12 protein-coding genes are annotated in these 21,954 nt (G+C 60.5%); 9 read left to right on the top strand and 3 right to left on the bottom strand.

The window, feature by feature from the left end; genetic code table 11:
• The first annotated feature begins 32 nt into the window (after window positions 1-32).
• Window positions 33-1,925 (top strand): DNA topoisomerase IV subunit B, encoded by a 1,893-nt coding sequence (gene parE / locus METLA_RS0110595; protein WP_024298534.1) that lies wholly within the window; start codon window positions 33-35, stop codon window positions 1,923-1,925.
• On the opposite strand, the gene METLA_RS0110590 is transcribed toward parE, so the two are convergent.
• Window positions 1,918-2,700, bottom strand: coding sequence for a M90 family metallopeptidase (locus METLA_RS0110590; RefSeq protein ID WP_024298533.1), 783 nt, complete (start codon window positions 2,698-2,700; stop codon window positions 1,918-1,920). The genes parE and METLA_RS0110590 overlap by 8 nt on opposite strands.
• Window positions 2,701-2,817: 117 nt before the next feature.
• Between METLA_RS0110590 and yoaA the strand changes: the two genes are divergently transcribed.
• The 4 genes from yoaA (at window position 2,818) to METLA_RS0110570 (ending at window position 6,700) form a co-directional block, all read left to right on the top strand.
• The gene (yoaA, locus tag METLA_RS0110585) at window positions 2,818-4,752 is read left to right on the top strand and encodes a DNA repair helicase YoaA (protein WP_024298532.1); all 1,935 of its coding nucleotides are present in this window, start codon (window positions 2,818-2,820) and stop codon (window positions 4,750-4,752) included.
• A 90-nt stretch (window positions 4,753-4,842) separates the two neighbouring features.
• Entirely contained in the window at window positions 4,843-5,232 is a 390-nt protein-coding gene (gene queF, locus METLA_RS0110580) for a preQ(1) synthase (RefSeq protein ID WP_024298531.1), read from the top strand.
• A gap of 8 nt (window positions 5,233-5,240) precedes the next feature.
• Window positions 5,241-6,095, top strand: coding sequence for an archaetidylserine decarboxylase (asd, locus tag METLA_RS0110575; RefSeq protein WP_425411759.1), 855 nt, complete (start codon window positions 5,241-5,243; stop codon window positions 6,093-6,095).
• Between the two features lie 257 nt (window positions 6,096-6,352).
• Window positions 6,353-6,700, top strand: a complete 348-nt coding sequence (locus tag METLA_RS0110570; RefSeq protein ID WP_024298529.1) for a hypothetical protein — start codon at window positions 6,353-6,355, stop codon at window positions 6,698-6,700.
• Between the two features lie 26 nt (window positions 6,701-6,726).
• Here METLA_RS0110570 and METLA_RS0110565 read toward each other — a convergent pair whose 3' ends face one another.
• Window positions 6,727-7,536, bottom strand: a complete 810-nt coding sequence (locus METLA_RS0110565) for a GntR family transcriptional regulator (protein WP_024298528.1) — start codon at window positions 7,534-7,536, stop codon at window positions 6,727-6,729.
• 226 nt (window positions 7,537-7,762) lie between these two features.
• Between METLA_RS0110565 and hflK the strand changes: the two genes are divergently transcribed.
• Together hflK and hflC are read left to right on the top strand one after the other, a co-directional pair.
• The gene (gene hflK, locus METLA_RS0110560) at window positions 7,763-8,743 is read left to right on the top strand and encodes an FtsH protease activity modulator HflK (protein ID WP_024298527.1); all 981 of its coding nucleotides are present in this window, start codon (window positions 7,763-7,765) and stop codon (window positions 8,741-8,743) included.
• Window positions 8,740-9,708: a protease modulator HflC gene (gene hflC, locus METLA_RS0110555; RefSeq protein WP_024298526.1), complete on the top strand. Its 969-nt coding sequence runs from the start codon at window positions 8,740-8,742 to the stop codon at window positions 9,706-9,708. The genes hflK and hflC overlap by 4 nt, the downstream gene beginning before the upstream one ends.
• A 277-nt stretch (window positions 9,709-9,985) precedes the next feature.
• Here hflC and METLA_RS0110550 read toward each other — a convergent pair whose 3' ends face one another.
• Window positions 9,986-10,285, bottom strand: coding sequence for a hypothetical protein (locus METLA_RS0110550; protein ID WP_024298525.1), 300 nt, complete (start codon window positions 10,283-10,285; stop codon window positions 9,986-9,988).
• Between the two features lie 104 nt (window positions 10,286-10,389).
• Here METLA_RS0110550 and METLA_RS0110545 point away from each other — a divergent pair, with 104 nt between their 5' ends.
• Together METLA_RS0110545 and METLA_RS0110540 are read left to right on the top strand one after the other, a co-directional pair.
• Entirely contained in the window at window positions 10,390-10,617 is a 228-nt protein-coding gene (locus METLA_RS0110545) for an MbtH family protein (protein WP_024298524.1), read from the top strand.
• A gap of 739 nt (window positions 10,618-11,356) precedes the next feature.
• A complete protein-coding gene (locus tag METLA_RS0110540; RefSeq protein WP_084480120.1) occupies window positions 11,357-21,814 on the top strand; it encodes a non-ribosomal peptide synthetase in 10,458 nt (3,485 codons plus the stop codon).
• Window positions 21,815-21,954 lie beyond the last annotated feature (140 nt).

The raw sequence follows: 21,954 nt of genomic DNA, 5'->3' as shown, positions 1-21,954 counted from the left end.
CGAATAATCCTGGATCTTGAATTTGAGTCATCATGAGTAACGAATATAACGCCGCCGCGATCGAAGTCCTGAGCGGCCTGGAGCCGGTGCGAAAGCGCCCCGGCATGTACACCGATACCACGCGGCCGAATCATCTGGTGCAGGAAGTCGTCGATAACAGCGTCGATGAAGCCCTGGCCGGCCACGCGGACACGATCGAGGTGGTGCTGTACAAGGACGGTTCAGTCAGGGTCGGCGACAACGGCCGTGGCATGCCGGTCGACATCCACCCTGAGCAGGGCATGCCGGGCGTCGAGGTGATCCTGACGCAACTGCACGCGGGCGGCAAGTTTTCGAATAAGAATTACCAATTTTCGGGCGGTCTGCACGGCGTCGGCGTCTCGGTCGTGAATGCCTTGTCCGCGCATCTCGAAGTCGAGGTCAAACGCGGCGGCAAGGTTTACCGGATGGCATTCGCCGACGGCGAGAAACAAAGCGATCTGGCCGAAGTCGGCACGGTCGGCCGCAACAACACCGGCACGACGGTGACCTTCCGGCCGAACGAAAAATATTTCGATTCGAGCAAGATTTCGGTGACCCGGCTGAAGCAGAATCTGCGCGCGAAGGCGGTGCTGTGTCCGGGCTTGACGATCAGCCTGAAGGTCGAACAGCCGGAGGAAGAGATCGTCTGGTGTTATCAGAACGGCCTCAGGGAATATCTGCTCGACCGGATCGGCGATATCGAATACCTGCCCGAGCAGCCGTTCATGGGCAGCATGGCGGCCAATCATGAAGCGGTCGAATGGGGCATCATCTGGGCGCTCGAAAACCCCGGCGAAGTGCTGACCGAAAGCTACGTGAATCTGGTGCCTACCGCGCAGGGCGGCACGCACGTGAACGGTCTTCGCGCCGGTTTGACCGAGGCGATGCGCGAGTTTTGCGACATTCGCAATATCCTGCCGCGCGGAGTAAAGGTCGCGCCCGAGGACGTCTGGGAAAACTGCCATTTCGTGCTCTCGGTCAAGCTCGAAGACCCGCAGTTTTCCGGGCAGACGAAGGAAAGGCTCAGCTCGCGCGAATGCGTCGCCTTCGTCTCCGGCGTCGCGAAAGACAGTTTCAGCCTCTGGCTGAATCAGCATCCGGCCGAAGGCGAGAAGATCGCCGAAATCATCATTACCAGCGCCCAGAAACGCCTGCGCGCGAACAAGAAAATCGTCCGCAAGAAAATCACGTCAGGCCCCGCCTTGCCCGGCAAGCTGGCCGATTGTTCGGCGCAGGACATCAAACGCACCGAGCTGTTTCTGGTCGAAGGCGATTCGGCCGGCGGCTCGGCCAAGCAGGCGCGCGACCGCGATTTTCAGGCGATCATGCCGTTGCGCGGCAAGATTTTGAATACCTGGGAAGTCGATTCGAATCAGGTGATGGCGTCGCAGGAAGTGCACGACATCGCGGTCGCGCTCGGCATCGAGCCGGGCTCGGACGATCTGGCCAATTTACGCTACGGCAAGGTCTGCATCCTGGCCGATGCGGATTCCGACGGCAACCATATCGCGACCCTGATCAGCGCGCTGTTTTTCCAGCATTTCAACGCCTTGGTCAGGGCAGGTCACGTGTTCGTCGCGATGCCGCCCTTATACCGTATCGACGTCGGCAAGCGGGTGTTTTATGCGCTCGACGAAGCCGAGCGCCAGGGCGTGCTGGACCGGATCAAAGCCGAGAAGATCAAAGGCCAGATCAATGTGCAGCGCTTCAAGGGCCTCGGCGAAATGAACCCGAGCCAGCTTCGTGAAACGACGATGAACCCGGATACCCGCAGGCTGGTACAGATGACGGTGACCGACGATGACGACACCGGCGCTCAGTTCGATCTGCTCTTGGCCAAGAAACGCGCGCCGGACCGGAAAATCTGGCTGGAAACCAAGGGCAATCTGGCGGACATCAAGTGAAATCACGGGCTGTCCGCAATAACGGATTTTGCCGGTAATAGCGGCACAATTGCTCGTACACGGCCGCAAATTGCGACTGCAATAGGTCGGGCGCGCAGAAAAAATACTCGCTCACCACCGCGAAAAATTCGGCAGGGCTCTCCGCCGCATAAGGGTCGATGCAAGGCCGGTGATGATGATCGATCCGCCGGACCAATTGCTGATAAGCCGAGCTGAGCGCCGTTGACCAGGCGGAAACGGACATGCCGTGATGCAGCGGCGGATAGCCGTCGGCCGGTCCGTTCAGCATGTCGAGCTTGTGGGCAATCTCATGGATGACCACGTTGCGTCCGGATGGAGCCTTCCGCAGATCCTGTTCGATCTCGTCCCAGGATAAGATCAGGGGGCCCCGCGACCAGGATTCGCCGCACAACGCGTGTTCCTGATGATGCACGACGCCGGCGGCATCGGTTTCGTCTCGGCGGACGCGAAAAGCGGTCGGATAAACGATCACTTCGCTCCAGCCCTCCAGGCAGTCAATACCGAGCCCGAGTATCGGCAGGCAGGCGAGCGCGGCGATGACCACGCGCATCGCCTCGGTGAGGTCGAGTCCCTGGACGCCGACGAGGGTTTTCTGATGCAAAAACAGCGTCGCCAGTTCGCGCAAGTGCGCTTTTTCGACCGCACTCAATCCCTGAAAAACAGCGATTTCCTCGGTGGCTTGCCGCCACATATCATGCGCAATCGCATGGCGGTGCAGGATATAGCGAATCCGCGCGCGTTTGAAAAAGTGCATGACTTTGGCTTTTGAGACGAGTGAAAAACGAAAAAACATCACGATGGGGCTTTACCGGCCTTATTATATGCATTATTTATCACAGTGTCAGAGTCCAGGGCACAACCTGAAAACCGAGTGACCGAATTAGAATTATTTTTCAGCAGCGAAGGCGGCCTGGCCAAGACAATCAAGGGCTTCCGGCCGCGCGACCCGCAAATCGAAATGGCCAGGGCGATCGCGGCCGCGATTCAATCCCATCGGCATCTGATCGCGGAGGCCGGCACCGGCACCGGCAAGACCTTTGCCTATCTGGCGCCGGCGATCTTGTCGGGGCAAAAGGTGATCATTTCGACCGGCACCAAAAACCTGCAAGATCAGTTGTTCAACAAGGACCTGCCGGTGATCCGCAAGGCGATCAAGGCGCCGTTTCTGGCCGCGCTGCTGAAAGGCCGCAGCAATTATCTGTGCAGCTACCGGCTCGAAAATTCGCTGAATTCCGCCTTCGGTTTCAGTAAGGAAGATGCGGATGCATTGAGCAAGATCAAGTCCTGGTCGAAGCGCACGAAGACCGGCGATATTGCCGAAATGTCCGATGTGGCCGAGGCGAATCCGGTCTGGTATCAGGCCACTTCGAGCGTCGATAACTGTCTCGGGCAGGATTGCCCAAAATATTCCGACTGTTTTCTGTTCAAGGCCCGGAAAGAGGCGCAGGAGGCCGAAATTCTGGTCGTCAATCATCACTTGCTGTGCGCGGACTGGTCGATTCGCGACGGCGGCTTCGGCGAACTGTTGCCGCAGGCCGAAGTGATCATCGTCGACGAGGCGCATCAGCTGGCCGATACCGCATCCAATTTTTTGGGCATCAGCGTCAGCAGCAAGCAATTGCACGATCTGGCCGCTGACGCCTTGACCGAGTATTTCAAGGACGCGACCGACATGCCGGCCTTGCGCGCCGCCTGTGAAGAGCTCGAACACGGCAGCAAGGACTTGCGCCTGGCCTTCGGCATCGAACTGAAACGCGGCGAATGGCGGGACATCGACAGCAACCCGAAGATTACCGGCGCCCTGGCGGATGTTCTGGCGCAATTGCAGCGCCTGGCCGCAGAGCTCGAACTGGCGTCGGTCAAAAGCAAGGGGCTGGAGTCGTGCTTCAAGCGCGCCGAGGAACTGGTGCAGCAGTTGAAGGTTATCTCCGAAGAGCCGGGCGGCAAATGGATACGCTGGTATGAGACGCATCGAAAAACGGTCACCTTCAGCCGGACGCCGCTCGACATCGCCGCCGAATTCCGCAGTTTCATGCAGCTCAGCAAGGCGGTATGGATCTTTACCTCGGCGACCTTGAGCGTCGCGCAGAGCTTCGATCATTTCGCGAACAGTCTCGGTGTCGCCAATGCCGACAACGCGCGCTGGGACAGCCCGTTCGATTATGCGAGCCAGTCGCTGTTCTATCATCCGAAAGGTCTGCCGAAGCCCGATCATCCGGATTTTACCGCGATGATCGTCGATTTCGTGGTGCCGGTTTTGCAGGCGAGCCGGGGGCGGGCGTTTTTTCTGTTTACCAGCCACCGCGCCTTGAAAGAGGCCGCCGAACTGTTGGCGGATAAAATCCCCTATCCGCTGCTGATTCAGGGCAGCCGGCCGAAAGGCGCGCTGCTGGATCAGTTCACGAAGACCGAGCATGCGGTGCTGCTCGGCACCGCAAGCTTCTGGGAAGGCGTCGACGTGCGCGGCGAGGCGCTGTCGTGCGTAATCATCGACAAGCTGCCGTTTGCGTCCCCGGGCGACCCGGTGTTGAAGGCGCGGATGGAGGCGATGCGGAAGTCGGGCCGCAATCCGTTTTTCGAATATCAATTGCCGGCCGCGGTGATCGCGCTCAGGCAAGGTATCGGTCGGCTGATTCGAGACGTGACCGACCGCGGCGTGCTGATGGTCTGCGACCCGCGCCTGCTGAAACGCTCCTACGGGCAGATATTTCTGGACAGCGTGCCGGCCATGAAACGCTCCCGCGATATTGCGGAGGTGCAGGCGTTTTTCGCGCAGGAAAAGCAGGCGTCCAAAGACAAGGCTTAGCGGCATTGAGGCGCGCGAGTGATCCAGTCAGCCATTTTGTCCCGGATGCTGGTAAAATAAGCGGTTATTGATTCAACTCCCCTTTTTTAAATGAGCACAAAACCCAGCAAAGACCTCGAAACCTTCGTCAACCCCGAGCCCGGCCGGGACTACACGATCCGTATCGACATCCCCGAATTCACCTGTTTGTGTCCGAAAACCGGCCAGCCCGATTTCGCGACTATCCGCCTCGAATATGTGCCGGCGGCGGCCTGCGTCGAACTGAAGGCGCTGAAGCTGTATATCTGGACGTTCCGCGATCAGGGCGCCTTTCATGAAGCGGTGACCAATCAAATCCTGAACGACATCGTCGCCGCGATTCAGCCGAATTTCCTGCGCGTGCGCGCCGAGTTCAATGTGCGCGGCGGCATCTATACGACGGTCGTCGCCGAGCATCGCAATCCTGAGTGGCAGGCGCCGCAGCCGGTGCATCTGCCCTGAACATGACGATGATCAAAGACACGCTGACCACGCTGCCGCAATATCTGCTGCCGCAGCATACTTTGTCGCGGCTGATGAGCCGGCTCACGCATTCGAAAAACGTCGCCTGGAAGAATTTCTTCATCCGGCAGATCGTCCGCCATTACGGCGTCAATATGGACGAAGCGTTCGAATCGAATATCGAAGCCTATAAAAGCTTCAATCATTTTTTCACGCGCGAGTTGAAACCCGGCATCCGGCCGTTGACCAGCGCACCGAATGCGATCGCCTGTCCTGCCGACGGCGCGGTCAGCCAGGCAGGTGCGATCAGCGGCGGCACGATCTTTCAAGCCAAGGGCAAAAGTTTTACCGCGGTCGATCTGCTCGGCGGCAGCGCGGAACGCGCCGCGCCGTTTCAGGACGGCGTGTTTTCGACGATTTATCTGTCGCCGAAAGATTACCATCGCCTGCACATGCCGCTGACCGGCACGCTGCGCGAGATGGTGCACATTCCAGGCCGCCTGTTCAGCGTGAACACCGCCACCGCGAATGTCGTGCCGGGGCTGTTTGCGCGCAACGAGCGCGTCGCGGCGATTTTCGATACCGAGGCGGGGCCGATGGCCTTGGTGCTGGTCGGCGCGATTTTCGTATCGAGCGTCGAAACGGTCTGGCATGGGGTCGTGACGCCGCCGACGGTCAGCACGGTGCAAAGCTGGCGCTACGACAACGGCGCGCCGACGCTGCAAATCGGCGAGGAAATGGGCCGTTTCAACATGGGGTCGACGATCATCGTGTTATTCGGCAAAGACCGGGCGGCATGGACCGAAAGCCTTGCGGCCGGCAAATCGGTCAGGCTTGGAGAAATGATCGGCAAAAAGTTGTAACGACAACTTGCCGACATAAAAAAAGCGCCCTTGTGGCGCTTTTTTTATGTGTGCTCGGAATTTAAAACAACCTTTAATCGGAGCCATTGTCAAAACCAGTCGTCGGCACGGGGTTGCATAACATGAGAGGGTTAAGGCATTGGATATGCAAAGGAAAGTGCCGGCAGAATAGCGCCGAAAAACTTGCCGTATCGGCTTGCTGGCGAAGGATGCGCGAGAGGGCCGATGCGGGTTCGCTAATAAACGAGGAGAACATCATGAAACTGATCATCAATCCGCTGATTCACGGTTATATCGATTATGCTACCGTCGTCATCTTCCTGCTCGCGCCCTCGTTGCTGGGGCTGGGCGGCGTCGCCGGCATGCTGGCCTATGCGCTGGCGGTTATCCATCTGGCGATGACGCTGGTCACCGATTTTCCTTTGGGCGCCGTCAAGCTGGTGCCCTTCCGTCTGCACGGCTGGGTCGAAAGAATCGTCGGTCCCGCGTTATTGCTGGCGCCTTTTTTACTCGGATTCGAAGGCGCCGCGCGCGGTTTTTATTTCTTGCTCGGTGCGGTGATCATCGTCGTCGGTTTGTTGACCGATTACGAGGCGGCATCATAAAAAAAACAGCGCCTCGATGCCTTGTTTTACTTGATCAAAACGGGAGCCGGCGGCAAGGGGCCGAGATTGACTTTATAGACGTAGGAGTCGCCGCGAAAGGTGCCTTCGACATACTCGATCAATTGATTCGCGGCCGAATAGGTGTGACGTTTCAACAGCAGGCAGGGGCTCGGCTGCTCGAAGCCGAAGACTTCGGATTCCTCGGGCGTACTCATCACCGCTTCGATCGACTGAGCGGCGCGCACCAGCGCAATGCCGCAGTGATCCTGCAAAAAGGCATAGACGGAGCCGAGGGTGTCCCAGTCTTCCAGCGCCGGCGCGGCGGTTAAGTCGTACCAGGCGACCTCGCGGGTCACCGGCACGCCGTCGGCCATGCGCACACGCACCAGACGCAGCAACGGCGCCACCGACGGTCTCTTGAACAGGCAGGCGATCGTGCGTTCGCTGACCACCTCGCAGTGCAGCACCCGGGTCGAGGAGGTTTTACCCTGTTCGCGCATTTCTTCGGTAAGCCCCTTCAGGCGTCCCGTTGCCGAATTAGCGCGCGGCGGCGCCTGTACGACGGTGCCGCCGCGCCCATGCGTGCTCAGCAAGCAATTGGAGCGCAATTCGTCATAACACCGCTTGACCGTGGTCCGGCTGACCCGCATCGCTTCCGCCAGCGTCCGCTCGGAAGGCAGGTTCACGCCCGACTCCAGGACGCCGCCTTCGATCATCGCATGCAACTGCCGTTTGAGTTGCAAATAATAAGGCTCCGAACTCTGCTCGTTGAGCTGCAAGCGCTTGATCAAATCGGTGACTGGGTCGTTTTTTTGAGGCGAATAGCCTAGGGTCATAATTTAGTCACCTATATCAATTTGGCAGAGCTTATGCCATTATCAGCAAGGATCAGGTAAATAAAAGCTGGCTTTGGACGTTTGATTTTTAGGTTCGCCGGCGTTTATTTTTTGAGCATTTATGCGGCCTGATGGCTCTTGTTAAATGTAAGTTATTGACTAGTATAACAAATTAAAGTTTAGTGAATGCTTAACCGAAATCTGATTTCAAACGAGAGGAACTGCTATGGAGTACTCGAACACCGTGTGGGAGCGTCTGCCGGAACCCAAGCTGCCGGTATCGCTGCCGTTTCTGGCCTTGATTTTTTTTGTGTTGATCGGGCTATGGTCGTCTTTTTTCACGATTCCGGCCGAGTCCGAAGGCATCGTGTTGCGCTTCGGCAAATATATCAACAAGGTGCCGCCGGGGCTGCATTTCAAGATTCCATTCGGCGTCGATAAAATCGTCGAAGTGCCGACGCAACGCCAGCAAAAGCTTGAATTCGGATTTTTCACGCCCGGCTATTCGAACCCCGATCAGATAGGCGATGAGCCCGAACTCGAAAAATCGATGGTGACCGGCGACCTGAATTCGGCGCTGGTCGAATGGATCGTGCAATACCGGATCACCGAGCCGGAGAAATATTTGTTCGATGTGCGCGATCCCGGCCTGACCTTGCGTGATCTTTCCGAAGCGATGATGCGGGAAGTTGTCGGCGACCGTACCGTCGATGAGATCATCACGATCGGGCGGCAGGAGATCGAGGACCGCGTGCTGCAGCGTATGCGCGAGTTGGCCAAGCGTTATCAGCTCGGCGTGACGATCAACCAGGTGCAATTGAAAAACGTGAATCCGCCGCTGCCGGTGCAGTCCTCGTTCAACGAAGTGAATAGGGCGCAGCAGGACCGCGAGAACATGATCAACATCGCGAACGGCGAGTACAACAAGGCGGTGCCGCGGGCGCGCGGCGAGGCCGATCAAAGGATTCAGGCCGCCGAGGGCTACCGCTTCAAGCGCATCAACGAGGCCGAAGGCGATGCCAATGCCTTCACCTCGGTGCTGGAGCAATACATAAAGGCGCCGTCGGTCACCCGCGCCCGCATCTATCTCGAAACCCTGGGCCAAGTGCTGCCCCAGGCCCGGCAGCAGATCATCGTTGACGATACCGTGCAGCAGATCTTGCCGATGCTGCCTTTCCCGGCCACGGCACTGGAGGCAGGAAAATGATCCATTCCAAAACCCTGATTTCAATTGGCGCGGCGATTGCGCTGCTACTGCTGTTGCTGTCGGCCTATACGGTCAATCAGGCCGAGCAGGTGATCATCACGCAATTCGGCAGGCCGGTCGGCGATCCGATCATCGAGCCCGGCCTGCACTTCAAATTGCCGTTCGTCCAGGACGTGAATCGTTTCGACAAGCGCTATCTGGCCTGGGACGGGCCGCTGGTCGAGATGTCCACGAAGGACAAGACTTACATTCAGGTCGATACCTTCGCCCGCTGGCGGATTACCGATCCGATGCGTTATTACCTGCGTCTTCGCGACGAGCGCAGCGCGCAATCCCGGCTCGAGGACATTCTCGGCAGCGAGACGCGCACCGCGATCGCCCGCCATGAATTGATCGAAGTCGTGCGCACCGACAAGGAACGGACGCCGATGCGAGACGAAACCCTGGCCGTCGCGGCGGGCGAAGGCACGCTGGGCGTGCTGCGCCCGATCCAGTTCGGACGGGCGCGGATCGAACAGGATGTCTTTCATGCCGCCCAGCCGAAACTGGCCGAATTCGGCATCGAACTGCTCGACGTGCGCTTCAAACGGATCAATTACAACCAGCAAGTGCTGGAGCGGATTTATCAGCGGATGATCAGCGAACGCCTGCAAATCGCCCAGCGCTTCCGCTCCGAAGGCGAGGGCGAAGCCGCGCGCATCAACGGCAAGAAAGAGCGCGACATCAACGAAATCGAATCGGCCGCTTATAAAAAGATACAGCAGATTCACGGCGAGGCCGATGCCAAAGCGACCGAAGTCTATGCCCAGGCCTATACACAAAACCCCGAAGCGGCCGAATTCTTCAAGTTTACCAAGAGCATGGAAACCTACCGCAAGATTCTGAACAAAGACGCCACCATCGTGCTGTCGACCAACAGCGATGTGTTCGAATTGCTCAAACGGGGCGAGCAGAAGCGGCCGTAGCCTGCCGCCGGATGTGACGCTGCGGGCGCGGGTTGCGATGATCCCGATTCCGCTGCGTTGCATCCGGCCCGCCCGGCGCGGCGTAAAAACAATACGACGCCGCCCTTCAAATCATTCACGCCAAGTCAACCCGGGCATGTTTTCGATGAAAACAGCGCTGGATCTAATTTTTTAGCGCCCGTTAACTTTCGGTTAAGCACTTAAGCTGGGAAAGCCAGTATCATAAGCATTATCCCTTTTGTTTGTCAGTTTAATAACCAGTTAAGAAAAGCGCTGGTTAACTGCCGAAATCGATCACATTCAGACAGGTCGGGTGAGCCGTGATAACGAGTATCAGAGTGTTCCTGCCAATGCCGAAACAGGCCTTCTTAACTAACGTATCCCAACTGCTTTCTATCGGTAGCGGATAACAGATTTCATCGAGTTGTAAAAAAAAGCCCGTATCATAAGCGGTATGTATTTTTGTTTGCCAGGTGGTATCCAGGTGCGGTGAGTCGGGATAACCATTCCGTTCAGCCGGATTCGGCGATCCGTGATAACGAGTATCAGCGTATTGCAGGCAATGCAGAACGGCCATTTCTAACTAACATATCCAGGCTGTCTCCTGTCAGGGCGGAGCAAGGGATTTCGTGCCTGTGTAAGCGTCAGCGCAAGATTTGATTACGAAAAAGGAAACAGTGTATGAGTCGGGACAAAGAAGAGGACCGGACGACCTATGAGGTCGTTGTTAACCGCGAAGAGCAATATTCAATCTGGCCGGATTTCAAGGATATTCCGGACGGTTGGCAGGCAGTCGGCAAGAGCGGAAATAAAGAAGCCTGTCTGGCCTACATCAAAGAAGCATGGACCGATATGCGCCCCCTCAGTCTCCGCCGACAGGGGGATGCCGCTGAAAATGCGGAACGATAGCCGGAGAGCGTCACGCTGAGAAGGGATTAGCGCGCGCTTGGGTAGAGGGTGACGGGGTTTCCATCGAAGTCTCAAATCGGCAGCAAAAATAGGCCTTTTCTGTTTCCTTAGGCGAAGGGTGGCCACCGTATTCTGTTCTTGGTCAAAACATTTTTGGGATGGGCGGATGTGTGCCCGGTAAGTTTGCCAGGCCGGAATATCCGTCTTCACGAGAAAACCTTTAAGCCGTTGGCGCTGTGAGTGTCCGAACTCCGATCGGCGTGGCTCCGTATCTCGATTTTCCCTTTTCCCGGCGCCTCTTTCTTCATACCCGAATGATGACGCTATTGACCATGAGCGTCCTATATATCGATGTATGGGTTTACAGGGCGGCCTAATGGGCGTCAGGAGATCCCGTTTTCGACACTCCCGCACCCTTACCATCTCACATCCCTAACCCTAAATAGCTACAGTCCAGGAAGGAAATGATTGGCGGCCGCCTCATGCCGGCCAAGGCCTGGTAACCGTATGCTTTATTGCACACATTGCTTTAGACCAGTCCGCCTCCTCAGCACGGGAACATAATTCGCCCTAATCCCCGTTACGAATGACATTTGCTGCGAAGGCCGTCGGAATCGTCGCCTTTTTCGGGCGGTTCAAACGCTCGATACCGGGGAATGATTGCAGTCATCGTGCGCCACAAGATAACCGCCCATCGGCGAAAGACACTCTGAATCACAGGTAAAACAGGAAAAATTGTATGTGTGAATATGAAGCTCAACTTAGGATAGCAGAAAAAAATCATGTTGCTGGAATGCATAGTGAGCTATCTAAAAATAAATTCGAGAACGTTCTGTCTCTGTCCGCCGCGCAGACCGGAATGTGGTTCGCACAGAAGTTAAGTTCACCGGATTCGATATTCAATCTTGCCGAAGCCATAGAAATCCACGGGCCAGTCGATCCTGCGCTATTCGAGGCCGCGTTGCGGCAGGCCGCCATGGAGGCCGACACGGTGCGCGTACGCTTTATCGAGGATAGCGATGGGCTATCGCAGTGCATCGCCCCGTCTTTCGACGCCGATATCCCGTTTATCGATGTCAGCGCCGAGGTGGATCCGCAAGCGGCGGAACGCTGGATGATGGCCGAATTGACCCGGCCGGTCGATTTGCTGACCGGCACCCTCTGGAAGTCTGCCCTGTTTAAGGTCGCAGCCGACCGCTTCGTCTGGTATCACCGCAGCCATCACATCATCATGGACGGCTTTACTGCCGGCCTCTTTACCCGGCGCGTGGCACACATCTACACCGCGCTCGTCGAAGGGAGGTCTCCCTCTGATGACGATGCGTTCTCTCCTTTGTCCTTGCTGATCGAGGAAGAGGCCGCCTATCGCAGCTCGGAACGCTTCACGCGCGACCGCGAATATTGGCTGGGCCGCTTCGCCGATAAGCCGGAAGCCCTCAGCCTCGCGAGCCGGCAGGCGCCGAATGTCGGCGGGCTGCTTCGCCAAACGTCAAATCTCTCCCCCAATACCGTCAATGCGCTGCAGAGATTTGCGCAGGCCGCCGGCTCCAGCCTGCCGCAGACTTTGATCGCGGCAACCGCGCTTTATCTTTACCGGGTAACGGGCGTGGAGGATATGGTGATCGGGCTTCCGGTCACGGCGCGCTCAAATAACCGTATGCGGCGCGCACCGGGCATGGTTGCGAATGCGGTGCCGCTGCGTCTGGCGATGGCGTCGGAGATGAGTGTGGCCGAACTCCTCCAACAAGTCGGCAGGGAAGTTCGCCAGATCCTGCGGCATCAGAGCTACAGATATGAGGACTTGCGGCGGGATCTGAATCTTCTGGCCCATAACCAGCATCTTTTTTCGATGGTCATCAATATCGAGCCTTTCGATTACGACCTTAGCTTCGCGGGCCATCCTGTCACCCCGCATAACCTTTCGAACGGTACGTCCGATGATCTTGCGATCTTCGTTTACGACCGGGGCGACGGCAAAGGCCTTAGGATAGACTTTGACGCCAATCCGGCCCTTTACACCTCAGAAGATCTTGCCGCTCACCAGCAGCGTTTCTTAAAACTTCTGGAGGCCATTACGCACGATTCCAGCCTGCCCATCGGCCGGATCGACATTCTCGATCCGGCGGAACGCCGGCAGGTTCTGGCCGACTGGAACGCCACCGCGGCCGACTACCCGCAGGATCTCTGCATCCACGAGCTGTTCGAGGCGCAAGTGCGGCAGACTCCCGAGGCGGCGGCGGTGGTGTTCGAAGACCGGCAGCTGACCTATGCCAAGCTGAACGCCAGGGCCAACCGGCTGGCGCACCACCTCCGGGCGCAGGGGGTGGAGCCGGAGGCGCGGGTGGCGATATGCCTGGAGCGGAGTTTCGAGATGGTGGTGAGCTTGTTGGCCGTGCTGAAGGCGGGCGGGGCCTATGTGCCTCTGGACCCGGCCTATCCCGAGGAGAGGCTGGCCTTTATGCTGAGCGACAGCGCGCCGCGGGTGTTGCTGACCCAGGGCGATCTGGCCGCAGGTTTCCTCGATGCGGCGCCGGACGTTCCGGTGATCGACCTCGCCGAAGCGGAGCAATGGGCGCATCGGTCCGATCACAATCCGGACCCGGCGGCGGTCGGCCTGACCGCGCGGCACCTCGCCTACATGATCTATACCTCCGGCTCCACCGGCAGACCGAAGGGCGCGATGAATGAGCACCGGGGCGTGGTGAACCGCCTCCTGTGGAAGCAAAGCGTCTATGGGTTGGAAGCCTGTGATGCGGTATTGCAGAAAACCCCGTTCAGTTTCGATGTCTCGGTATGGGAATTCTTCTGGCCCTTGTTCACCGGTGCGCGGCTGGTCATGGCGCGCCCGGAGGGACACAAGGACCCCGCTTATCTGACGGATGTCATTCGGCGGGAAAACATCACGACGCTGCACTTCGTGCCTTCGATGCTGCAAGTGTTTCTCGACCATCCGCAGGCGGCGGCATGCACCCATCTGAGCCGCGTGATGTGCAGCGGCGAAGCGTTGCCGGAGGCGCTGGCGCGACGCTTCCACGAACGCTTGCCGGGCGTGGAGTTACATAACCTTTACGGGCCGACCGAAGCGGCCGTGGACGTGACCGCTTGGGCCTACACCCCGGATTTCACCGGCGCGAGCATTCCGCTCGGCCGGCCGATTGCGAATACCCAGATGTACGTCCTGGACCCGCAGGGGGAGCCCGTCCCGATCGGGGTGGCAGGAGAACTTTTCATCGGCGGCGTGCAGGTGGGGCGGGGCTATCTGGATCGTCCCGATCTGACCGCGGAGCGCTTCGGGCCAGACCCGTTCGGGCCAGCAGGCGCTCGCCTCTATCGGACCGGCGACTTAGGTCGCTGGCTGGCGGATGGTACGCTCGAATATCTCGGTCGCAACGATTTCCAGGTCAAGCTCCGCGGCTTCCGCATCGAGCTGGGCGAGATCGAGGCGCAGCTGGCATGCTATCCGGGCGTGCATGAGGCGGTGGTGCTGGCACAGGAGAGCGGCGCGGGCGATCCGCGGCTGGTCGCTTACTACACCGCCGAGGAACCCCTCGCGATAGATCTTCTGCGGCAGCAGTTGGGAGAACGATTGCCGGAGTACATGGTGCCGTCGGCCTTTGTCTGGCTGGAGGCATTGCCGCTGAGCCCTAACGGCAAGCTGGACCGCAAGGCGCTGCCGGCGCCGGAAGCCGACGCTTACGGCGTCATGGGCTACGAGGCGCCCCAGGGCGAGGTCGAAGAGCGCCTGGCGGCGCTGTGGGGCGAATTGCTGGAGCTGGATCAGGTCAGCGCGACCGCCAATTTCTTCGAACTCGGCGGCCATTCGCTGTTGGCAACCCGGCTGGTGGCACTGATTCGGCGGGAGTTCGGCGTGGATCTTCAGATCGTTACGGTGTTCAGCCATTCGACGCTCCGAGGACTGGCAGCGGCCATCGACCGCGCCGAAGCGCGCAGCGATATTCCTGCGCTCGAACGGGTCGCGCGGAACGGCGCCCTGCCGCTGTCCTACGCCCAGCAGCGGCTATGGTTCCTTGATCAGCTCGAAGGCCCCAGCTCCCGCTACAGCCTCTCGGCAGCGTTGCGGCTCCGGGGCACGCTCGATCGGGCGGCACTCGCGCGCACGTTCGGCGAAATCGTGCGGCGCCACGAGAGCCTGCGCACCACTTTCACCGCCGTCGACGGCGAAGCGCAGCAAATCATCCAGCCGGCGACCGAAGTGCCCCTGCCGCTGACGGATTTACGGGACCTGCCGGAGGCGGCGCGGGCGGCCGAGGCGGAGGCATTGCTTACGGCCGAGTCGGCGCAACCGTTCGACCTCGGCCGAGGCCCGCTGCTGCGGACCCGGCTGCTGCAATTGATGGACGAGGAACACCTGCTGCTGGCCACGGTACACCACATTGCCGCCGACGGCTGGTCGGTGGGTGTTCTGATCCAGGAGGTGGCGGCGCTCTATACCGCCTACGCGCGTGGTGAAGCCAGCCCGCTGACGGAACTGCCGATTCAGTATGCAGACTACGCCGCCTGGCAGCGGCGCTGGTTGCAGGGCGCCGAGCGGAATCGTCTGGAAAACTACTGGCGCCGCCAGCTCAAGGGCCTGCCGGAGCTGCACAGCCTGCCGACAGACAGGCCGCGGCCGGCGCTGCCGAGCGACCAGGGCGCGGTCTACCGGCAACAGCTCGGGTGCGAACTGACCGCCGAGCTAAACAAGCTGGGCCAGCGGGAAGGCGCTACCCTGTTCATGACCTTGCAGGCGGCTTTCTCGGTGCTGCTGGCGCGCTACAGCGGAGCCTCTGATATTGTGCTGGGTACGCCTATCGCCAACCGCACCCAGGCCGAGTTGACGCCCCTGATCGGTTTCTTCGTGAACACCCTGGTGCTGCGCCTGGATCTTTCGGAGGATCCGCGCTTTCTCGACCTCTTGCGGCAGGCCAAGCAGACGGCGCTGGAGGCCTACGCCCACCAATCATTGCCATTCGAACAAGTGGTGGAGCTGATGGACCCGGAACGGAGCCTCAGTCATCATCCTTTATTCCAGATCATGCTGGCCTTGCAGAATAACGAGCAGGCGGACCTGGCTCTGCCGGATCTCAGTCTGAGCGTGGTGGAGGCGCCGCTGATGGCGGCAAAGTTCGACCTCTTGCTGAACCTAGAGGAAGGGTCTGAGGGTCTGGAGGCCACCTGGGAATACGCCGCGGATCTATTCGATGCTGCCACTATTGAGCGCATGGCGGAGCACTTCCGGCACCTGCTAGAAGGGATAGCGCGCGCTCCCGAACAGCGCATCCGGCAATTGCCGCTGCTCGACGACGCGGACATCCGGCGGATTCTGATCGACTGGAACGCCACGGCGGTCGAGCTCCCTAAGGACCGCTGCATCCACATGCTATTCGAAGCGCAGGTCATCAACAAGCCGGAGGCGCCGGCGGTGGTCCATGGCACTCGGATTCTAAGCTACGGTGAACTCAACGCTCGGGCCAACCGGCTGGCCCACCACCTGCGCGGCTTGGGGGTGGGGCCGGATGTCCGGGTCGGGCTCTGCATGGAGCGTAGCTTCGAGCTGGTGTTGGGGCTGTTGGCGGTGCTCAAGGCGGGCGGCACCTATGTGCCGCTGGACCCCGCATATCCCGAGGAGCGGTTGGGATTCATGTTGGCCGATAGCGCGCCGCTGCTGATGTTGACTGACGCCGGCGTCAAGGCCCGGCTGGCAGGCCCTGCGCGGATCGATCTTAGCGCAGACGAGGCACAGTGGATGCATCAGCCCGCCGAAAATCTCGACCCGGCCGGCATCGGGCTGACTCCGGCGCATGTCGCCTACGTCATCTATACGTCCGGCTCCACAGGCCGGCCCAAGGGCGTCATGGTGCCCCACGCCGCCTTATACAACCATACTTTGTGGATGCAGGATGCGTTTCCTTTGGACTCGTCGGATCGTTTTCTGCAAAAAACGTCCATCGGCTTCGACGCCGCGGTGTGGGAGTTCTTCAATCCCTTATCTTTCGGTGCGCCGCTGGTCCTCGCGCCGTCCAATTGGCAAGAGGATCCGCGCACCTTGCTTCTGGCAATCCGGGAGCATGGCATTACGACACTGCAAGCCGTGCCCAGTCTGCTGCGGCTGCTGCTCGATACGGACGGCGGCGTCGCCTTGCGTTCTTTAAGGCGGATTTTCTGCGGCGGTGAGGAGTTGCCGGCGCCGCTGGCGCAACAGTGTCGCGGCCGTCTGGATGCAGAGCTGATTAATCTATACGGGCCGACCGAAACCTGCATCGATGCGAGTTTTTGGGTTTGTCCGTGCGATTTCGACGGCGCAAAAACGACGATCGGCCGGCCCGTCGCGAACACCCGCGCCTACTTGCTGGACAACAGCTTAGCGCCGGTCCCGGTCGGGGTTGCCGGCGAGCTGTACCTTGGCGGCGCCGGACTGGCACGGGGTTATCTGGACCGTCCCGATCTGACCGCAGAACGGTTCGTGCCGGACCCATTCGGACCCGCTGGCGCGCGTCTCTACCGGACCGGCGACCTGGCGCGCTGGCTGCCGGGCGGCACGCTCGACTATCTCGGCCGCAACGATTTCCAGGTCAAGCTCCGCGGTTTCCGCATCGAGCTGGGCGAAATCGAGGCGCAATTGGCAGGCTATCCTGACGTACGCGAGGCGGCGGTGCTGGCGCGGGAGAACGGCGCGGGCGATCCGCGGCTGGTCGCCTACTACTCCGCCGACGAGCCCATCGCGATAGATCTACTGCGGCAGCATTTGAGCGAACGGTTGCCGGAGTACATGGTGCCGGCGGCCTATGTACGGCTGGACGTGCTGCCGCTGACTCCCAACGGCAAGCTGGACCGCAAGGCGCTGCCGGCGCCGGACGCCGACGCATTCGGCGTCTTGGATTACGAGGCGCCGCAGGGCGAGGTCGAGACCGCGCTGGCTCGGATCTGGTCGGAACTGCTCAAGGTCGAGCGAGTGGGGCGGCATGACCACTTCTTTGCGCTCGGCGGTCATTCCCTGCTGGCGGTGACCCTGATCGAGCGGATGCGGCAGGCGGGCCTCAAGGCCGACGTGCGCGCTCTGTTTACCACGCCGACGCTGGCGGGATTGGCGGCTGCCGTAGGGACCCGAGTCAGTTTGGTCGAGGTGCCCAGCAACCGGATTCCTCCGGGAAGCGGGGAGATTACCTCCGAGATGCTGCCGCTGGTCGCGCTCCAACCGGCGGAGATCGCGCGCCTGGTAGACGCGACGCCGGGCGGCGCGGCCAACATTCAGGATATCTATCCTCTTGCGCCCTTGCAGGAAGGCATTCTTTTTCACCATCTGATGACCGAAAAGGGGGATACCTACCTGCTTCCTTTCATGCTGGCGTTCGAAACGGCCGTACGGCTTAGGGAGACCCTCGATGCGCTACAGTCGGTGATCGCCCGACACGACATCCTGCGCACCGCGATGGCCTGGGAGGGCTTGCCGGAGCCGGTGCAGGTGGTATGGCGTGAGGCCCAGCTGACCGTCGAGGAGGTCGTTTTCGACCCTGAAATGGGCGACATCGCCGATCAGCTGCGGGCACGATTCGACCCGCGCCATTTCCGCCTCGATGTGCGCCGGGCGCCGATGATGCAGGCTTACACGGCTTACGATGCAGCCAACAATCGCTGGCTTCTGCTGTTGCTCACCCACCATCTGGCGCTCGACCACACCGCGCTCGAAATCCTGCTGGAAGAGACTCGTGCCCATCTATCAGGCCACGCGGACCTGCTGCCGGAGCCGTTGCCGTTCCGGAACTTTGTGGCGCAGGCGCGCCTGGGCATTAGCCCGTCCGAGCACGAGGCGTTTTTCCGGGAGTTGCTCGGCGATGTGGACGAGCCGACGGCGCCGTTCGGCGTGCTGGATGTGCAGGGCGACGGTTCGGGCGTCGAAGAAGCGGCGCACACACTCGACGCCGATCTCGCCCGGCGCTTGCGGGAGCGCGCACGGGTGCTGGGCGTCAGTTCCGCGAGTTTGTGCCATCTGGCATGGGGGCAGGTGCTGGCGCGGACCACCGGGTGTCGGGACGTGGTGTTCGGCACGGTGCTGTTCGGCCGCCTGCAAGGCGGGGCCGGTGCCGACCGAGTGCTGGGCATGTTTATCAATACCCTGCCGGTGCGGCTTGAGATTGGCATCGAGGGCGCGGAGGAGGCCGTGCGGCGGACCCATGTGCGGCTGGCCGATGTGCTGCGCCATGAACACGCTCCACTGGCGCTGGCGCAGCGCTGCAGCGCCGTGCCGGCGCCGACGCCGCTGTTCACGACGCTACTCAATTATCGTCACAGTCCAGGCATGGAGAACGGCGAGACCGCGCGCCTATGGGAAGGGATCGAGGTGCTGGCGGGCGAGGAGCGCACCAATTATCCGATTGTCCTCTCGGTGGACGATATGGGAACGGGGTTCCGTTTGACCGTGCAGGCGCAGACGTCTATTGATCCTGCGCGTTTGTGCGGCTACATGCACAACGCGCTGGCGAGTCTGGTGGAGGCCCTGGAACAGGCGCCGCATAAGGCCGTTTGTGCCATCGATGTGCTGGGACAGGAGGAACGGGGCATGCTGCTGGAAGTGTGGAACGCCACCTCGGCCGCCTATGCTCAGGATCGTTGCATCCACGAGTTATTCGAGGCGCAAGTCCGCAACGCCCCGGATGCAACGGCGTTGGTCTATGCCGATATCCGCTTGACCTACGCCGAGCTCAACGCCCGGGCCAATCGGCTGGCGCACTACCTGCGCAGCTTGGGCGTGGGGCCTGAGACACGAGTGGCGCTGTGCCTGGAGCGGAGTGTCGAGGTGGTGGTGGGGCTCCTTGCTGTGCTGAAGGCGGGCGGCGCCTATGTGCCGCTGGACCCGGCCTATCCGAAGGAGCGGCTGGATTTCATGCTGGCCGACAGCGGCGCCGCCGTGCTGCTGACCCAGGCAGCGCTATTGGATGATCTGCCTTACCATCCCGTCACTTTCTGTCTGGATCGTGATTGGGCGACGATTGCACAGGAGAACTCGGCGAATCTTGACGGCCTGACGGTTCCGCAAAATCTCGCCTACGTCATCTATACCTCCGGCTCCACCGGTGCGCCGAAGAGCGTGGCGGTACCTCACGCCGGGGCGGTAAACCTGGCGTCCTGGCACAACCTGCGGTTTAAGGTGAGCGCCGCCGATCGGGCCACCCAATTGGCCGGCCTGGCTTTCGATGCGAGCGCCTGGGAAACCTGGCCCTACCTTCTGGCGGGCGCGAGTCTGCACCTGATCCGACCGGAATTGCTGGGTCAGCCGGAGGCGCTATGGCAGAAGCTGGCCGACGACCGCATCACCGTGTCGTTCATGCCGACGCCCCTCGCCGAACTGATGCTGGCCACGCCTTGGCCCGAGCATCTTGCCTTACGCTTCCTGCTGACGGGCGGCGACCAGTTGCACGGTTATCCGCCGGCCGGCCTGCCGTTCGAACTGGTCAACAACTACGGCCCTACCGAGAACAGTGTCGTCTCGACCTCCTGTGCGGTGCCGGCGGGCAGGGAAGGGCTGCCGCCGATCGGCCGGCCCATCGCCAACACCCGCGCCTACCTGCTGGATTCAACCTTCGCGCCGGTTCCGATCGGGGTGGCGGGCGAATTATACGTGGGCGGCGCCGGGCTGGCGCGGGGCTATCTGGATCGTCCTGAGCTGACCGCTGAACGCTTTGTGCCGGACCCGTTCGGGACCGCTGGCGCGCGTCTCTACCGGACCGGCGACCTGGGTCGCTGGCTGCCGGACGGCACCATCGAATTCCTCGGCCGCAACGACTTCCAGGTCAAGATTCGTGGTTTCCGCATCGAGCTGGGCGAAATCGAGGCGCAATTGGTGGGCTGTCCGGGCGTGCGCGAGGCGGTAGTGCTGGCGCGCGAGAGCGGCGCGGGCGACCTGAGGCTGGCGGCATACTATACCGCCGCCGAGCCTATCGCGGCAGATCTTCTGCGGCGGCATTTACAGGACCGGCTGCCGGAGTACATGGTGCCGACAGCTTATGTATGGCTGGAAGCGCTGCCTCTGACACCGAACGGCAAGCTTGACCGCAAGGCGCTGCCGGCGGATGCGGGCTTGGCGGACGGCAAAGTCGCCGTGGCTCCGCGGAATCGGTACGAGTTGCAGATGCTCAGGCTTTGGCAGTCGCTGTTCAAGCTCGACGAGTTGAGCATCGATGACAATTTCTTCGAGCTGGGCGGACATTCGCTGCTGGCCGTACAACTGATGGCGAGAATTGACGCCGAACTCGGCAAGCAGTTGCCTCTGGCGGCCTTGTTCAAGGCACCGACCATCGAGCAATTGGCGCGCCTGATTGCGGACGACTCCGCCGATGCAATGTGGGAGCCTCTCGTTCCGCTCCGCGCCACAGGATCTGGTCCGGCCCTGTTTTGTGTGCCCGGCGTGGGAGGACAATGTCACTATCTCTACCATTTGGCGGCGGCTATGGGGGGCGGGCATCCGGTTTACGCCTTCCAGGCTAAAGGGATGGATGGGCAAACTGCGCCTCACGCCAGCATCGAGGAGATGGCCGCTTATTACGTCGATCTTGTCTTGCAAACCCAGCCCGAGGGGCCGTATTACCTGGCAGGCCACTCTTTAGGAGGAAGCGTGGCGTTCGAGATGGGCAGACGGTTGGAAGCGTCCGGCCGGCAGGTCGGATTCGTGGCGCTCCTGGATGCGGGCATACCTTCCGGGGTAGACGCCTCCGACGCGGAGCTCATCGTCCAGGCTCTCAGGGTCATGGGTCACGCTTTCGGCCGAGACATCTCCATCAATGCGGAGGATCTAGCCGGATTAGCCGAGGAGGAGCAACTTCATCTGATCAAGCCTTATCTGGTGGACTTGGGCCTGGTGCGGGAAGATGCCGGCGTATTCATCGTGCGCGGCTTGCTCGACATCTTCAAGAACCAGTTCCGCATGACGTATCAGCCGGATGGCAGTCAGGTGGAGCAACTGCTGTTTATTCAGGCCCTGGAGAGAGGCGAGGAGGGAGAACCGCAGCCTCTGAGCCGCGCTGTCAGCCAGTGGAAGCTGCTGTCACGGCGTCCGGTGGTGCACGCTCATACGCCCGGAGACCATATCAGCATGTTGAATCATGAAAACGCGCGTATGGTGGCGGAGGTTCTGCAGGCGTGGATGCTGCCGGAAGAAGCGAAGGTTTCGGAGCCGGAAGCCTTGGAGTTGGAGATTGCGTAGATGGGTAGCGCTATAGTGAAACCCATCTACGCAGGCTCCGGGCCTTTCGCCAATTTGAAGTTAGGGTCGGGGCGAAGTTAACCTACCGAAATTCATTCACTTCTGGTTACCACGCGCCGCGTGGTAACCAGGGCGGACGC

The organism is Methylomicrobium lacus LW14 (assembly GCF_000527095.1).
In the GTDB taxonomy this organism is placed as follows: domain Bacteria; phylum Pseudomonadota; class Gammaproteobacteria; order Methylococcales; family Methylomonadaceae; genus Methylomicrobium; species Methylomicrobium lacus.
The sequence above is the reverse complement of the archived record's forward strand: the minus strand, read 5'-3'. Positions and strand labels throughout refer to the sequence as shown.

Excerpts from the sequence above, each read along its gene's own strand:
- METLA_RS0110565 (WP_024298528.1), bottom strand. The coding sequence starts at position 7,536 with ATGACCCTAGGCTATTCGCCTCAAAAAAACGACCCAGTCACCGATTTG.
- METLA_RS0110590 (WP_024298533.1), bottom strand. The coding sequence starts at position 2,700 with ATGCACTTTTTCAAACGCGCGCGGATTCGCTATATCCTGCACCGCCAT.
- METLA_RS0110550 (WP_024298525.1), bottom strand. The coding sequence starts at position 10,285 with ATGGCCGTTCTGCATTGCCTGCAATACGCTGATACTCGTTATCACGGA.
- METLA_RS0110545 (WP_024298524.1), top strand. The coding sequence starts at position 10,390 with ATGAGTCGGGACAAAGAAGAGGACCGGACGACCTATGAGGTCGTTGTT.
- parE (WP_024298534.1), top strand. The coding sequence starts at position 33 with ATGAGTAACGAATATAACGCCGCCGCGATCGAAGTCCTGAGCGGCCTG.
- asd (WP_425411759.1), top strand. The coding sequence starts at position 5,241 with ATGATCAAAGACACGCTGACCACGCTGCCGCAATATCTGCTGCCGCAG.
- hflK (WP_024298527.1), top strand. The coding sequence starts at position 7,763 with ATGGAGTACTCGAACACCGTGTGGGAGCGTCTGCCGGAACCCAAGCTG.
- METLA_RS0110540 (WP_084480120.1), top strand. The coding sequence starts at position 11,357 with ATGTGTGAATATGAAGCTCAACTTAGGATAGCAGAAAAAAATCATGTT.
- hflC (WP_024298526.1), top strand. The coding sequence starts at position 8,740 with ATGATCCATTCCAAAACCCTGATTTCAATTGGCGCGGCGATTGCGCTG.
- queF (WP_024298531.1), top strand. The coding sequence starts at position 4,843 with ATGAGCACAAAACCCAGCAAAGACCTCGAAACCTTCGTCAACCCCGAG.
- METLA_RS0110570 (WP_024298529.1), top strand. The coding sequence starts at position 6,353 with ATGAAACTGATCATCAATCCGCTGATTCACGGTTATATCGATTATGCT.